The organism is Mameliella sp. MMSF_3455, assembly GCF_030733205.1.
In the GTDB taxonomy this organism is placed as follows: Bacteria; Pseudomonadota; Alphaproteobacteria; order Rhodobacterales; family Rhodobacteraceae; genus Antarctobacter.
In genome coordinates this window covers 1-15,128 of record NZ_JASHJL010000073.1, presented here as the reverse complement: position 1 = coordinate 15,128, position 15,128 = coordinate 1, and the positions used below count along the sequence as shown (strand labels likewise).

14 protein-coding genes and 1 tRNA gene are annotated in these 15,128 nt (G+C 60.5%); 9 read left to right on the top strand and 6 right to left on the bottom strand.

The features are described from left to right. Nucleotides 1-5: 5 nt before the first annotated feature. Nucleotides 6-800, bottom strand: a complete 795-nt coding sequence (locus RBB42_RS27105; RefSeq protein ID WP_305972491.1) for a hypothetical protein — start codon at nt 798-800, stop codon at nt 6-8. Between the two features lie 75 nt (nt 801-875). Beyond that, on the bottom strand, nt 876-1,328 hold the full coding sequence (locus RBB42_RS27100) for an Lrp/AsnC family transcriptional regulator (protein WP_305972504.1): 453 nt from the start codon (nt 1,326-1,328) through the stop codon (nt 876-878). A 72-nt stretch (nt 1,329-1,400) separates the two neighbouring features. Here RBB42_RS27100 and RBB42_RS27095 point away from each other — a divergent pair, with 72 nt between their 5' ends. The 4 genes from RBB42_RS27095 (at nt 1,401) to RBB42_RS27080 (ending at nt 4,635) form a co-directional block, all read left to right on the top strand. After that, the gene (locus RBB42_RS27095) at nt 1,401-1,994 is read left to right on the top strand and encodes a LysE family translocator (RefSeq protein ID WP_305972492.1); all 594 of its coding nucleotides are present in this window, start codon (nt 1,401-1,403) and stop codon (nt 1,992-1,994) included. A 235-nt stretch (nt 1,995-2,229) separates the two neighbouring features. Then, nucleotides 2,230-3,192: an acetyl-CoA carboxylase carboxyltransferase subunit alpha gene (locus RBB42_RS27090; protein WP_305972493.1), complete on the top strand. Its 963-nt coding sequence runs from the start codon at nt 2,230-2,232 to the stop codon at nt 3,190-3,192. A gap of 277 nt (nt 3,193-3,469) precedes the next feature. Continuing rightward, entirely contained in the window at nt 3,470-4,183 is a 714-nt protein-coding gene (locus RBB42_RS27085) for a cytochrome c biogenesis CcdA family protein (protein ID WP_305972494.1), read from the top strand. Nucleotides 4,184-4,221: 38 nt separating this feature from the next. Continuing rightward, nucleotides 4,222-4,635 (top strand): thioredoxin family protein, encoded by a 414-nt coding sequence (locus tag RBB42_RS27080; protein WP_305972495.1) that lies wholly within the window; start codon nt 4,222-4,224, stop codon nt 4,633-4,635. A 14-nt stretch (nt 4,636-4,649) separates the two neighbouring features. On the opposite strand, the gene RBB42_RS27075 is transcribed toward RBB42_RS27080, so the two are convergent. Further along, complete coding sequence (locus RBB42_RS27075; RefSeq protein ID WP_305972496.1) at nt 4,650-5,825, bottom strand: cation:proton antiporter; 1,176 nt, start codon at nt 5,823-5,825, stop codon at nt 4,650-4,652. Nucleotides 5,826-5,871: 46 nt separating this feature from the next. Continuing rightward, nucleotides 5,872-6,519 (bottom strand): GntR family transcriptional regulator, encoded by a 648-nt coding sequence (locus RBB42_RS27070; protein ID WP_305972497.1) that lies wholly within the window; start codon nt 6,517-6,519, stop codon nt 5,872-5,874. 188 nt (nt 6,520-6,707) lie between these two features. Here RBB42_RS27070 and RBB42_RS27065 point away from each other — a divergent pair, with 188 nt between their 5' ends. Further along, nucleotides 6,708-7,223, top strand: coding sequence for a J domain-containing protein (locus tag RBB42_RS27065; RefSeq protein WP_305972498.1), 516 nt, complete (start codon nt 6,708-6,710; stop codon nt 7,221-7,223). A 27-nt stretch (nt 7,224-7,250) separates the two neighbouring features. Here the strand turns inward: RBB42_RS27065 and RBB42_RS27060 are convergent, their stop codons facing one another. Next, entirely contained in the window at nt 7,251-7,940 is a 690-nt protein-coding gene (locus RBB42_RS27060) for a M48 family metallopeptidase (protein WP_305972499.1), read from the bottom strand. 106 nt (nt 7,941-8,046) lie between these two features. Here RBB42_RS27060 and RBB42_RS27055 point away from each other — a divergent pair, with 106 nt between their 5' ends. From RBB42_RS27055 to RBB42_RS27040, 4 genes are all read left to right on the top strand, one after another. Further along, a complete protein-coding gene (locus RBB42_RS27055) occupies nt 8,047-8,370 on the top strand; it encodes a TIGR02300 family protein (protein ID WP_305972500.1) in 324 nt (107 codons plus the stop codon). Between the two features lie 194 nt (nt 8,371-8,564). Next, nucleotides 8,565-8,640: transfer RNA gene (locus tag RBB42_RS27050), tRNA-Ala, on the top strand. Nucleotides 8,641-8,809: 169 nt separating this feature from the next. Beyond that, nucleotides 8,810-9,349: an AAA family ATPase gene (locus tag RBB42_RS27045; RefSeq protein ID WP_305972501.1), complete on the top strand. Its 540-nt coding sequence runs from the start codon at nt 8,810-8,812 to the stop codon at nt 9,347-9,349. Nucleotides 9,350-9,595: 246 nt separating this feature from the next. Beyond that, complete coding sequence (locus tag RBB42_RS27040; RefSeq protein WP_305972502.1) at nt 9,596-14,797, top strand: NACHT domain-containing protein; 5,202 nt, start codon at nt 9,596-9,598, stop codon at nt 14,795-14,797. A gap of 84 nt (nt 14,798-14,881) precedes the next feature. Here RBB42_RS27040 and RBB42_RS27035 read toward each other — a convergent pair whose 3' ends face one another. Then, nucleotides 14,882-15,040, bottom strand: coding sequence for a helix-turn-helix domain-containing protein (locus RBB42_RS27035; protein WP_306043560.1), 159 nt, complete (start codon nt 15,038-15,040; stop codon nt 14,882-14,884). Between the last annotated feature and the right edge of the window lie 88 nt (nt 15,041-15,128).

Here is a 15,128-nt window from a genome sequence, read left to right as displayed (position 1 = left end):
GCCCCCTACTCCGCGCGGGTTCTGCCCGCCCTGCGCAACCGTTTCAGCAGGGCCGTCTTGGCAGCGCCCAGAGCGTCATCGTCAAGGTCGGACCGGTTGAGCGCCAACAGGTGCTCCGCTGCCTTTGCCGGTTGCACGTTCTGCCGCACAAGGGGCCGCAGTCCGGCGCGCGATACCTGCAGCCGGTCCAGCGCCACGCCCAATGGCCCCAGCAGATCAGCGCCGCACTCTTCCAACCGTGTGGCGGACACGTCGACATGACGGCCCAACCGCTCCGCCACCCTTGCCACGATGCTCTCCAGCTCTGCCGCGTCTCGAAAATCTTCGGCGAACTGCTCTGGCCCCTCGGTCAGCCTCTGGCTGCGCAGCAGTTGCCAGTAGAGGCTTTGCAGCCAGGCCTCTGGCGCGCGGGTGGTGAACCAGATGGACAGGGGCAGGTCCGGAAGCTGACCTGCCAGGACCTCGACCATGTGCCCCAGCAGCTCTGGCGCGGCTGCGTAGGTGGTGACGGATTTCCGCCCCGGCAGCAAACCGCAGAGATGTTCCGAGCTGACAAGCAACGGGCGCGAATCGACCGCGTCGATACCCTGCGCAAACTCGGCCACCGCGGCGCGAAATGCCGCGATGCGCTTGGCGTTGCTTCCAACCGAGACACGCCGGGCGGCAAAATTCACCGGCTCGATGTGATGCGGTAAGACCAGGCGCAGGCGCGGGGCAAGGATCCCACGCTGTGCGCCGGCCCCGCGTTGCAGGCTGGTGGTGCCCGTCTTGTGGAACCCAGGATGGATCAGCATCCGCATGTCCTGCCTCCCGTCACGCCGCTTCGCCCCTTCCCTAACAGACCCGGGATGTAGCGCGATACGCGGCGGGGATGCTCAGGCCCGCTCGTCCTTGGGCGATCCCATGACGACATAGGATGTCAGCGTACGCACCTGCGGAAGCGCGCCCAGAATATCGGTATGGAAATGTTTGTAGGCGGCCAGATCGGCCACCTCGACCCGCAACAGGTATTCCACCGGCCCGGTGATATTGTGACATTCGCGCACCTGGGGTGCCGCGGCCATCGCCTGCTCAAAGGCCAGTTGCGCGGGCTTGGTATGCTGGTTCAACCCCACGGTGATATAGGCTGTGAAGCCGATGCCACGCTTTTCTGCGCTGAGCACCGCGCGATACCCGCGTATCACCCCGGTCTTTTCCAGTGCCTGCGTGCGGCGCAGACAGGCGGACGGCGACAAGCCGACCCGCTCTGCAAGGGCCAGGTTGCTCAACCTCCCGTCGGCAGAAAGCTCTCGCAATATCTTGCGATCAATGGCATCCATTTCGATCATTGATTGCAGAAATACGCCGCGAGCGCCACAAAATGCAATCAAATAGCGGCATAAACCGGCGACCATTGCTCCATGACGCCTGACTTACTCCTTGCCCTTGCGCTGTTTGCCGCCGCCACCGTGTTCTCACCCGGGCCCAACAACCTGATGCTGATGACATCGGGGGCGAATTTCGGTCTGCGCCGGACACTGCCGCACCTGGCGGGCGTGGCCTACGGGTTTCCACTGATGATCCTTCCGGTCGGCCTGGGCGTGATGCAGGTCTTTGAAATCTGGCCCTTTGCCCACACCCTGCTAAAGCTCGTTGCGTTCGCATACCTGCTTTGGCTGGCCTGGAAGATCGCCAACCAAGCGGCGCCGGGCGAGGCGGGCAGGAATGCTCGCCCGCTCAGCTTTCTGCAGGCGGCGGCCTTTCAGTGGGTCAACCCAAAGGCCTGGTCGATGGCCCTGGGCGCGATCACGCTCTATGCCACCAGCCGAGATTTTGCCGCCGTGGCCTGGGTTTCAGGCACCTACGCGGTGATCGGAACCGCCTCGGCCGTGACGTGGACGGTCCTTGGCACAGGACTGCGCCGCTGGCTGAACCAGCCCGGGCGATTGCGCCTGTTCAACTGGAGCATGGCAGCAATCCTTCTGGCCGCGATGGTGCCGGTCCTGTTCGGCTGAGGTCACTCCGGAAGCGGCAACCGGTTTTCCGCCAGCACAACCTCTGGCGGCGGATCGACGAAGTGGCGCATGGCACTGCGAATGCTGGCCTCACGCGTGGCGGCGGGGTGGTTCTGTCAGGTCATCACGGGTGTCCCTAGCCCCTTCGGATCCTGGATCGGCCGGTTGCGACAAATCTTGCTTTATTGCATCCCGTGCGCGGCGAGGCCATATAGCGGCCTGCAAGGAGACCCGGATGACTCATTACCTCGACTTCGAAAAACCCCTGGCCGAAATCGAAGGCAAAGCCGAAGAGCTGCGCCGCATGGCGCGTGACAACGAGGAAATGGACGTGTCGGCAGAGGCGGCCGCGCTCGACCGCAAGGCCGAGACCTTGCTCAAGGATCTCTATGCCAAGCTGACGCCTTGGCGGAAATGCCAGGTCGCCCGCCACCCCGACCGGCCGCATTGCAAGGACTATGTCGAGGCCCTGTTCACCGAGTTCACGCCGCTGGCCGGTGATCGCGGCTTTGCTGACGACCATGCCGTGATGGGCGGCCTCGCCCGGCTGGACGATCGCCCTGTGGTGGTGATCGGCCATGAAAAGGGCAACGACACCAGATCGCGCATCACCCACAATTTCGGCATGGCCCGCCCCGAAGGTTATCGCAAGGCGATGCGCCTGATGGACATGGCCGACAAGTTCGGCCTGCCGGTGGTCACGCTGATCGACACGCCAGGCGCCTACCCCGGCAAGGGGGCAGAGGAACGCGGCCAGTCCGAAGCCATTGCGCGGTCGACCGAGAAATGCCTGCAGATCGGCGTGCCGCTGGTCTCTGTCGTGATCGGCGAAGGCGGCTCGGGCGGGGCTGTCGCCTTTGCCACTGCCAACCGGGTCGCGATGCTGGAACACGCGGTCTACTCGGTGATCTCGCCCGAGGGCTGCGCCTCGATCCTGTGGAAGGATTCCGAAAAGATGCGCGAGGCGGCCGAGGCCCTGCGCCTGACCGCGCAGGATCTCTATCAGCTTGGCGTCTGCGACCGGGTGATCCCGGAACCGTTGGGCGGCGCGCACCGCGACAGCGAGGCCTCCATCGCCGCCGTGCGCAGCGCGATTGGCGGCCTTCTTGGCGATCTTGACGGCATGTCACGCGAAGACCTGATCCGCGCCCGCCGCGACAAGTTCCTGAACATGGGCTCCAAGGGTCTGGCGGCCTGAGCCATCGCACGTCGCACTGAAATGGCCTGATCCCGCCTCTCCCGACCTACAGTTGCAGGTTGGGCGTTCAGATCCATGAACTTCCGGACTCTGGCCGCCGCCGTCGCGCTGGATCTCGCGGCGGCGACAAATGTTTCCGCGCAAACCTGTGTTCGTCGGTAACCGGAGGCCGCCGATGGCCCGAACGCCAAGGCGAAACAATTTGCACGCGCTCGTGACGATGCGTCAGGGCTTTGTCGGGTGACAGGGGCGCCTGCGACCCGGCACTATCCCCATCATGGAACTGCTATTCGCATATGGGGCCGGGCTGCTGACCCTGATCAATCCCTGCGTGGTGCCGGTGCTGCCCATCGTCATCGCCACTGCCCTGCAGGCCAGCCGGGCCGGACCATTGGTCATGGCGGCGGGGCTCAGCCTCTCTTTTGTCGTGCTGGGCGTCGGCGTCACGGCCTTTGGCCATGCGCTGGGGATCGGCATCGACACCGTGTCCCGGGTGGGCGCCGTGCTGATGGTGCTGTTCGGTCTGGCACTGTTGCTGCCACAGGCGGCAGGCGTGCTTGAGACGGCCACCGCCGGTCTGTCGGCCCGTGCCGATGCGCAGATCGACCAGCTCGACCGGGGTGCGCTGCGCGGGCAATTCCTGGGAGGGCTGCTTCTGGGTGCGGTCTGGAGCCCCTGTATCGGCCCGACGTTGGGCGGTGCCATTTCGCTGGCCAGCCAGGGACAGGATCTTGGCTGGGCCGCGTTGATCATGTTGTTCTTTGCGCTTGGCGTCTCGACCCTGATCCTGGGCCTGGCCTATGGTACGCGTGGCGCGGTCGGCCGCTACAACAGCCAGTTGCGCGCCCTTGCGGTCCGTGCGCGCCCGATCCTGGGCGCGACCTTCGTGGCCGTGGGGCTGGCGCTTTTCTTCAATTTTCATCATCTGGTCGAGGCTAGGCTCATCGGTGTCTTGCCACCCTGGCTGATCGACCTTTCCGTTTCCCTCTGACCTCACCCCAAGACATGGACTTGCAAAGGAGCCTTCTCATGGATCGACGCCGCTTTCTGACCCTGACCGCCGGATCGGCCCTTGCCCTGCCCCTTGCCGCCCATGCGGCACCGCTGGCTTACAAGCCCGGTCTCGTGACAAAGCACCTGGACAAGGGCGAGACCGTCTTTCTGGATTTCAAGGCCAGTTGGTGTTCGACCTGCGCCGCGCAGGAACGTGTCATCAACGCGCTGAAATCGGAAAACCCGGACTACGAGGCGCAGATCACCTTTATCGACGTGGATTGGGACGAATACGGCCGGTCCGAACTGGTCCGCTCGCTGAAGATCCCGCGGCGGTCCACGCTGGTTGTCCTGAAAGGAGAGGCGGAACTGGGCCGGATCGTCGCCCAGACCTCGCGCGCGTCGATCAAGGGGCTGATGGACACCGCCCTGTCCGCGGCGATGGCCTGACGCCCGGCGGGGCGTCAGGCCCCGCTATCAGCCTTGCGTACAGCACGCACGGCCAAAAGCGTGACCACCGGGCCGATCAGTTCAAAGACCACGGTGGTCCCGATGGTCAGGGTCAGCAGGATGTCCCCGACAGCCGGCATTTCGGCTGTGGCGACCAGCGCCATGCCCACCGCGACACCGGCCTGCGGCAGCAGCGCCGGGCCGATCCAGCGGCGTTGGGCAGGCGTCAGCCCGCCGAACAGGCCGCCCAGCCATCCCCCGACAAGGCGTCCGAGGATACGCAGGACCACATAGCCCACCCCGATCCAGCCAACCGCGGAAAGTGCGTCCAACTGCATCGACGCCCCGGCCAACAGGAAAAAGAGGATCAGGAAAGGCCGCTCGACCATCTCGATTTCGTGGAAGGCATGTTCGTGGTGCTGCGCCCTGTTGGCGATCACCGCCCCCGCCGCCATACCTGCCAAGAGGAACGACACCTCCAGCCAGAGCGCCAGCCCTGCGGTCAGGAAGACAAGGCCCAGCGCCTCGATCCGCGTCGGCTCACCCGGGCGCAGGCGCCCGGTCAGAACGGCACCGGGCAGGCCGATGACAAGGCCAAGCACCAGCGCGCCACCCACCTCCCAGAGGGCCACAAGCAGCAACCCGGGATCAAAGCCACCGTTGGCGACAGCCTGTGCGGCTACGACCGCCAGGGCAAAGACCATCATGCCCCAGGCATCGTCGATGGCCACGATGCCGCGCAAGGTATCGGCGAAATCGCCCTCGCTCCCAGCCTCACGCAGGGTTTCCTGCGTCGCGGCCGGATCGGTCGCCGTGGCCACCGCACCGATCAGGATTGCCAGTTCCGGCGGCAAGCCCGCCAGCCAGAGACCCACCGCGACGACACCCATCGTCGCCAGCACCACCGCCATGGAGACCGTCAGGATCGCCCGCCCGTGCGCCGCGACCTTGTCATGGCGCAGCGACGACCCCAGCAAAAAGGCCACCATCGTCAACGCCACGATGGACAGCGGTTCGTACCAGAGGATGGCCGCCTCCGGCAGCAGCGCCAGCCCGGACGATCCGATCAGCACGCCCATCACCAGCAGCAAGGTCACGCCGGGCACGCGCGTGCGTCGCCCCAGGGCGTCAGCCGCAAGCCCCGCCAGGAACAAGATGCCCAGCGCGATGAAGACCGGTCCGAATTCCATGCGTCTTTCATGCCGCATCGCGGCACGCCTGCCAATGCGGCGCGTGTCAGCCCGCTAGCATCCGCAACCCCTGCGTGACATCCGAGCGCACGGCCAGCCGCAGGCCCGGCTCGTCGCCAGCCTTCAGCGCCGCGATGATCAGGCGGTGATACTGTGGCGGTTCCGACCGCCGTAGCCGACCGTAGAGCGCCCGCATCGTCGGCCCCAGTTGCAGCCAGACGGTTTCCGCCATCGCCAGCATCGCGGGCGCCTGGGCCCGCAGGTAAAGCGTGCGGTGGAACTCCAGGTTGGTACGGATATAGCCCACCGAATCGCGGTTCGACACGACGTCGGCGATGGTGGCATTGATGGTCTGCAACCGGTCGATCAGCGCGATATGCGCCCGCGGCAAGGCGCGCGAGGCCAGTTCGACCTCGATCAGGGCACGCAGGGCGGCCAGTTCCTCGATCCGTTCGTTCGACAGTTCAGGCGTGGACACCCGCCCCGACGATGACATGGTCAGCGCGCCCTCGGCCACCAAACGGTTCACGGCCTCGCGGGCGGGGGTCATCGAGACATCGAATTCCCGGCCGATACCGCGCAGGGTCAGCGCCTGACCGGGCGCCATCTGCCCATGCATGATCCGCGTACGCAGCCCGCGATAGACGCGGTCATGGGCGGAAGCGGCGATCTCTGCTTTGGGTACGGCTTGCATGGCTTGTTTGTGATCACATTTTCGGCGCGGGTCAATGGGCCGTGACGGGCCTCTTGGCGGCGTTAACCCTTGCAGACGAAACAGGCTACACGTCGTGCATGAATCAAAGTTATCTTCAATTTGAGATTTATCCGACGGTTCCGGGGGGCGAACCGCGGACAGTGCCATGCACCGCAAGAGAGTTTGTCATGACCCGTACCGCACCGATGTCCGCCTACAAGACGCTTGGCGTCACGCCCGAGGACGACTTTGCCACCATCCGGCGCGCGTGGATCAGGCTGGTCAAGGCGCACCATCCTGACGTCATCGGAGGCGATATCGAGGAAGGCGCGCGCAAGCTTGCCGAGCTGAACGACGCCTATGACGCATTGCGTTGGCACAACCCCGAGAAATTGCGCATCATCGCAGAGCGCGAGGCGCGGGACAGACGCGACGACCAAGGCGACCCGGCACCTCTCCGCAAAGCGCCGGCAGAGGAAGCTCGTGCGGACAACACGCAGGCCGATCTGAAATCGCAAGCGCGGCACGAGGCCGGCCCGCAGGATGCGTCGCACCCCCAGCAAGAAGCGCCCCGATATGAAAGGCGGGAAACGCTGTGGGCCGACTTCATCTCTGCGCGGGCGCAAGAGCGTTTCCGCGCCGGTCAGCGCATTTGCACCCCCGCATCGCAGGTCGCCAGGCGCAGGATGCTCTGCCGCGCCTGACCCGCCTGCTCTTGTGGATCCGAAGGTCTAGTCGAACCGGTATCGGTGCAATTCGGCACCGTGTTCCTTCAACCATTTGCGGGGACTGCGCCAATCGCCATATAGCGCCTCGACCTGCTGCCAGAAGGCGGCGGAATGATCCATGTGACGCAGGTGCGCGACCTCATGTGCGGCGACATAGTCCAGTACCTCTGGGTGGCCCAGGATCAGCCGCCAGGAATACATCAGGCCGCCGTCGTGGGTGCAGCTGCCCCAGCGTGACCGCGTATCCCGCAATGTCAGGCGGCTATACCCCCGCCCCAACCGCGCCGAATACCGGTCAGAGGCCTCCGCCAGCCGGTCGCGCGCCCGCGTCCGCAGCCACCCCTTAAGACGCGCCGCCATCCGGTCCTCGGGGCCCGGGACCAGCAATACCCCATCGGATTGCCGCACCTGGCGACCGCTTCCCGGCCGCACCTCGTGCAGGACGCCTTCGACGGGCAGCCGCGCGCCCGGCCCGACGACCACCGGCCCCGAGACCCCGGCGAGATGCCCGCGCAGCCAGCTTTCCTTGGCGCGCAAAAAGGCAAGCCCCTCGGACTCGGGCACTTTCTGCGGCAAGGTCAGCGTGACCCGCCCGTCCAGTTGCGAGATCCGCAGGGACAGGCGGCGAGCTCGCGCCGACCGCCGCAGGACGACCGAAACCGGAGGGTTGCCACCCAAGGTGATTTGCCCCATATGCTCCCTGCCCCGCTGCCTGTCGTCAAAGCTTTTGACATCACTCACCTGATATGGCAGGGGGCGTGGATTGTCGACAGACACTGAGAGTTGAAGGGGATCACCCATGCCCAAGGAAGAATGGGGCACCAAGCGTGTCTGCCCCACCACTGGCAAGCGTTTCTACGACCTGAACCGCGACCCGATCGTCAGCCCCTACACCGGCGAGGTGGTCAACCTCGAAACCGGCAAGCGGAGCATGATCGCTGCAGATTCGGCAGATGCGGCCAACAAGTCCAAGGCCAAGGAGTCCGAGGAAGAAGTCGATCTGATCGACGACGATGACGTAAACGTCGATCTCGACGATGACGATGTTCTCGAGGACGAAGACGACGACAACGTTTCCCTGGACGATATCACGGACGTCTCGAACGAAGACGACGAGTCCTGATCGCTGGTCACCAGCGCTGAACACGGCAACGCCGGTCGGTTTTCCGACCGGCGTTTTTCTTTGTTTCCTCTGCCGCCACAGGCCCTACCGAGGCTTCGCGAGGAAATTCTCTCTCCGCCGCAATTTTCCGCTTGATCCCATTCGCGGCAGGGCGTAATCACCCCCGCACGGCGCCGCTGGCGTCGCCCGGGAATGGGGCCTTAGCTCAGCTGGGAGAGCGCTACAATGGCATTGTAGAGGTCAGGGGTTCGATCCCCCTAGGCTCCACCATCCCCCTCCTGAAAGGCACCATATAGTTCTGCCTTTCTCGTCAGAGGATTTGCCTCTGACACGCAGACGGGTGCTGTTTTAGCTACGAAAATCCATGCTGCCTTGATCGCCGCTCCTGGCGTGTCGATCGCTTCGCAGCGCTTTCCCCTGTCAAATCCGAGAATGGCCCATGAGAGACCATTTCTTCGTCGTGACGGGCGGTCCCGGTGCGGGCAAAACCAGCCTGATCACCGAGCTTGCCCGCCGTGGCTTTCAGAACATTCCCGAATCCGGCCGCGCGATCATTCGCGAGGAGATGGCGCGCGGCGGAGACGCCCTCCCCTGGGCGGACCGCATGGCCTATGCCGAACGGATGCTTGAGCGCGACCTCCGCGCCTACGAGGACGCACAGGCACTCTCAGGCCCCGTGATCTTCGACCGGGGCATTCCCGACATAATTGGCTACCTGACCCTCTGCGGCCTCCCCGTGGCGCCCCACGTCGCCGCTACGGCCAAGGCAGTCCGTTACAACGCCCGCGTCTTCCTGACACCCTACTGGGACGAGATCTTCACACAGGACACCGAACGCACGCAGACCCGCACCGAGGCCGAAGCGACCTGCGCCGTCATGCGGGAGACCTACACCGCGCTCGGATATGAGATCATGGAACTGCCGTGCACCGACATCGCATCACGCGCTGATTTTGTCTCTGCGCAACTAGCGCTCTGACCGGCTTCTCCAGATGGACGGAGAACCTACTGGAGCGGACAAACCGCGCAGCTCCCTCCTGCCTCCTACTACCTGAAGCCGACGGCCCAAAGCAGACCTCCGCTAGATGATTGAAATTCTGCAATGCAGCCCTTCTTTCTGGACATTGGGTTCGCTATGCAGGGATCTTTCTCACAATTTCATGGTTTTGTTCCGCTCGAGTCTGAGTAACATAGAGCCACTCGAGCAAAGAAAGTGGATAAGTGAATGCCCGCGAGCCCAGAGGCAACAGGTGGCGTCGGCTACACCTTTGAAGATTCAGTAGTCGCGTCCTATTTGACCAGCCTCCTTGTTGAAGGCGGTGCGCGGGGAATCTCTGAAGCGATTACTGACGGCGTCTTTCTCCAGCGCGCAGCGCTTGGTGAGCCACTAGACGATATAATCGTGGAAGCGTCGGACCGATACGGCCAACCTTCCAAATTGGCTCTGCAAGTAAAGCAAAGCCCAACGCTGAGTTCTGCTGAAAATAATACCGATTTTCGAGACGTGATTTCGGCTAGCTGGCGAGAATTCAAGAAAGAAGGCTTCAGGACAGGCCGGGACCGTGTTGGCTTAGCTGCTGCTAATGTCGCGCAGTCCACACTACGAGCAGCCCGTTCTACGCTTGAATGGGCTCGTACATCCAGCTCGGCAAATGACTTTTTTAGGCGGCTCGAAACCAAAAATTTCGCAAGCGAAGCACAAAGAAGATTCGTGAAGGATGTTCGGGCCCTGCTGCCAGCAGAGGCGCAAGACGAGGGAAATTCCTGGCAGTTTCTGAGGCATTTTGTCATCCTTGTCTTTGATACGCTTCCAGAAGGAGCGTCAGGTTCATTCGAGGCAATTGAACGTCTGCGGAATGCGCTACCAACTGGAGAGCGTCATCGTGCCGAAGAGCTTTGGGTACGACTTTCCCAGATATCACGAAAAGCGTCGGGCGCCGCAGGCAGCTTTTCAAGGGCAACATTGGTTGAGCAGCTTTCGGGAGTGTTTGACCTTTCTTCTCTTCCAAGCATGCGCAGTGATCTGGTTAAGGTAGCAGAAGAAACAAGACACGCTCTTCAAGGTATCCGAATGGATATCTCTGGGCTGATTATCCCACGAAATAGTGTTCTCGAAAAGATTAACGACATTGATGATGGCAAGCGATTTATCCAATTAGCGGGCGAGGCCGGTTCGGGCAAGTCGGCGGTGTTACGTGCGCTTGCCGAAGAGCACGCCCGGCACGGTTTCGCTCTTGTTCTGACCGACAAGCGTCTCGTCGGCCCCGGCTGGCCCTCACTGGCCACGCACTTGCGCCTAGAAACGGAACGGCTTGCTGACCTACTTTTTGAGTTAGCTACACTTGGAAAACCAACTCTCTTCATCGACGGGATAGATCGCCTCGGTAATGATACCCGCCAGACAATCTTGGACATCGTAACTATTCTTCTTGATGATCCAAGGCTTGCGGACTGGCGCGTTGTGGCATCTACCCGGTCGTCACACCTCGAAGACTTGAGGATATGGCTCCCTCATCAACTCATTGAGGAGGACCAAGCACATATCGTCGAGATCGATGGATTTGATGATAATGAGGCTGGAATCCTTGCTGAGCGGATTCCAGCGATGCACGAAGTCCTGTTCGCCGAGGGTCAAGAGAAGGAATTTGCAAGGCGCCCTTTCTTTGCTCAGGTTTTGGCACAGCGTTCAGTGGGCACTGTTGGAGCGGCGAGCAAGTTTTCCGAGATTTCGCTAGCGCAGGTTTGGCTAGAAGGACCGCACGGTCTCCATGAAAAAGCCGCTTCGATTGAGCGCCGCCACGCGATGGGTGAGCTGGCCGCGAGATGCGCTCAAGCAACCAATAGAAGCGCCGCAGCAGAAGGCATTTCCGCTCAAGCTCTGACGGCATTAGTACAAGAACGAGCGATAGCGGAGGTTGCGGGTAGCGGACGATATTCCTTTACCCACGACATATTTCTGGAATGGGCGATGTTCGGTTTGTGCCGCCAAAATGGTCCAGATTGGCCGAGCACCCTCACCGCCGCTGGAGACAGGCCCGGAATGATCCGGGTAGTGGAGCTACTGTCACAGTTTGAATTCGAGACCGGAGACAACTGGTCAGAAACTCAATTGGCACTGGAGCAGCAGGACGCGTGGCTCCATTGGAGCAGGGTTTGGCTCCTTGCACCATTTGCCTCGCCAGCGTTCTTTGACCGTAAAGACACGATTTCAGAATTCTTGAGGGAAGACCACCGGCTTATCAGGCTCCTTTCTTCTTTCCGCGCTCACAAAACTATCGAAAACCTTCTAGTCGTTCATGGCGCTTTTGAAATCGGCGAGAAAACTAAGTTTGAAAAATTCAGATTAGCTGACTTCTTGTCTTGGCCCCGCCCTGTTCGGAATTGGAGGCGACTGCTGATCTGGTTGCTTTCGCTTGACTGGAACGAGGCAACGGCCGAGGACATTGTTGACACGTTCGACGTATGGCTGAACCTGTTTCAAGATTATCCCGACAAGATCAAAGATCGTTTTGCTGAACGAGTTGATCAGATATTGACTGAATGGGATGCCTACGACTATTGGGACCGGAGCAAAAAGACCACTCCATTAGGGTTTCATAAAGACGGTTTCGGCGGCAAACTTCGACAGGCTTTTCTAAGGTCGTCGCTTACCAACACGGACCTACTGAGTCGTAGGCTTCAAGCTTGGACAAGCGAACGGATTGACGACAAGGTCCAAACCAGCGTCTTTGCATGGAGCGTGCGCCTTGCCAGTGTTGTCCCTGAAGCCCTAGCTGACTTTTCCTTCCAAGCGTTTATCGACCCACTACCATCAGAGTCAGCCGAGAGGTCGCGGGGGCAGATGATCAGTTGGTCGCCCCATATGAATGATTGGGATTCTCCGGGCATTAGCAACTATTCGCGCCACTGCCATCCAGCTTCTCCTATTCAGCAACCATTCGCAGCCCTTTTCGAGCACGCACCTCAAGAAGGTCTTCGTTTAATTCGCAAGCTGCTCAGCCGGACCGTCGTCGCGTGGAGAGAGCTACCCCAATACGACTATCGCAACCGCAAAATTCCAATTCCATTCAGCGTGGATTTCCCCTGGGGAACTCAAACGTTCTGGGGCGACCAAAGGATTTATGGTTGGTATCGAGGTCTGTTTTCTTGCGACATCCTCGGGTCGGCACTTATGGCGCTGGAAGATTGGGCGTTCTCCGAGCTTGAAGCCGGACGGGACGTTGATCAGATCGTAAGGGAGCTGGTTACAGGACACGAAAGCGTGGCCACGCTGGGCATCGCCTTGGGGGTCTTGTTGGACAAGGACGCGTTGTCACCTGCGGCAGCCACTCTCGTAGGCTGCCAGCACATCTGGGCCATGGACGAGTACCGCTGGCAACACGACGTCCAAGGCCTTCACTCAAACGAAATTGGAGCGAGCTTCGGCTTGTCTAACGATACAACTCATCTTGAAGCATTGAAACGCCTCAACTCGCGGCCTTCCCGAAAAAAGAACATAAGGTGGCTCGCGACAGCATTCATCCTCACAGCTAACGACCAACGCGAAAAGGTAGCGGACGAGCTTACCAGCTTTCCAAATGAGCTACCCTTCACCCACGAAGGCCAAGAAGATGATGATAAGCTAGTCGCATATTTTCTGCATCGAGCCGAGGAGTGGGCCGCGATGGCAGACCTTTCGAACTATGCTCAGGTGGAGACCGATGATGGGAAAGTCGGCGTCGCATTTCAGCCGTCAGACGAACGAGTGCAACAAGCTGAAGAAGCAGGTGAGCGGCTAGCGCATTGGAACGAAGGCTTCCAACTGCTTAAACAATGTGAGGCTTGGTTTGAGAGCGGTAAAATTGATGATGAGACGCGAGATGAAATTGTAGCGCTCGCACGCCAGGTCGACAACGAGGACCTGTTCAAATCTGGTTTTGATGCCGGAGACCCCGGCAGCCGCCGCGCTGGCGGAGTAGCAGCCGTGTCAGCAGCGATCCTGAGTTTGAAGCCCGATCTTCCACATAATCAAGTGGAATGGGCCGAAAGCGTTGCATTTCGCGCCGCCAGTACTGTTCCGGCAAACGATGAGTTTTTTCATGCTGATGCTCCTGCCGACGACAGACCCGAAACATTTGCATCAAAGGGATTGGCGGCGATAGTCAAAAATGGCGGACCATTAGCAGGTTCAGCACAAGAAGAACTGGTTCGGTTGTGCTTTCAACCCTACAAGCGCGTGCAGTTGGCTGCGTTGTCAAATGCCGCATCATGTTGGCGAGAACACAAGGGCTTCGCTGACAAGTGCACGGCGCTCGCTTTCAAGCTGACGACTCTCGAATTGGATCGTGGTTCACCTGATTGGTACCGACGACGCGATGAGAGAGAAAACAGTCTGGCGTCCGAAAAACAACGGCTGTTTGAGGCGACTATACGAGCTCTAGCTTCTGGCGAAGGGAAAGGGCTGTCTGAGACGTATGCCGAAATCGAGCCAGAACACTTAGACCAATGGCGGGTCAAGGACTTCGCGTCGATGTTGTCGATCATCCCGAAAGACAGGTTCAACGAAGATGATGCTTTTCGTGAGGACCTAACAGCGCTTCTGCATAGCTTCGTTGAAAAGCTCACTGCGGCAATTGGTGCAGCTGACGAAGCCGAGCACCGTTCAGGCTCAAGGCTAAGTTTGGAGTTTTCCAGTTGCATTTGGGACTTGGCAGCGCTGTGCGAGAAATTGCCCATTGAAAATGTTCGTAGTGCAATCATACCAATGTTGTCTCAGTTGCCCCATAAGCCGAGGAGCGAAGTTCTCTCGACTTTCGCAAATGCGTACTCCTGCATTAGACTTCTGGATGCGCCGAAAGTTCCAGCGGGAATTGTTGGCGTCTTCCTCGACATCTTTGAGGCAGTCGCAGATGACCCTGATTGGAAGCGTCCGGAGTGGCGGGAGGACTATGGTCTTCCTGATCAGCTTCACAAATTGGTTCGTATCGCAATGGGGGCAAATTGGGATCGGCCAGCAATGGGTGCGGCCCGCTTCGCTAACAGTGATTGGTCTGATGCAAAGCTACTGGACCCCTTGATTGATTGGATGCTCCAACGATTTGGGCACCTGCCTCAGGTCATGCAAGCATTCTTGCTCCATGTTGAAAGATCCTTCGATAGCCGCAGAAGCGAATTCCTCGCTTCTAGGTTGGGGGGCATCGCACCCGCCGTATGGCAGTCTAGGGGGTTTTGGTCAGGGGGAAGAACTGCACACCTTGCCGGTCTGCTTCAAACTTTTGCCGAACGAGACGCGCCATTGCAGCCTGATGTCCACGTGCAGTTTTTGGAGATTCTCGATCACTTGATTGAACTTGGGGATCGTCGCGCAGCAGCACTTCAAATGAGCTCGTTATTTGACCTGCCACGTTTCAGTAATCCGCCGCAGGTTGCGCAAATCGAAACTTCGTAGTGAGGCCTCATCACAACTTCGCGTCGAAGGTCCGCATTAGAGGTCAAGGGTTGGCTGTAAAGGGTTGGAAGGGACCGTCGGCCATTAACGTTTCGGCCCTTGCCGCGCCAGCGTGCGATAGACGGTTGGCCGCGACACAGAGAAGAGCTCGGCCAAGTCCGACACCGAATACTCCCCAGTTGCGTGCATCCGTGTCAACTCCGCCGCCTGCCGGTCGGAAAGCTTTGGCTTCTTGCCCCTCAACTTCCCTTTGGCGTGTGAACCGGCGTGCAATTTTGACCCCGTAGAGGGGTGATCGGCGTCCAAAAATGACCCCCTTACACTGATGTGG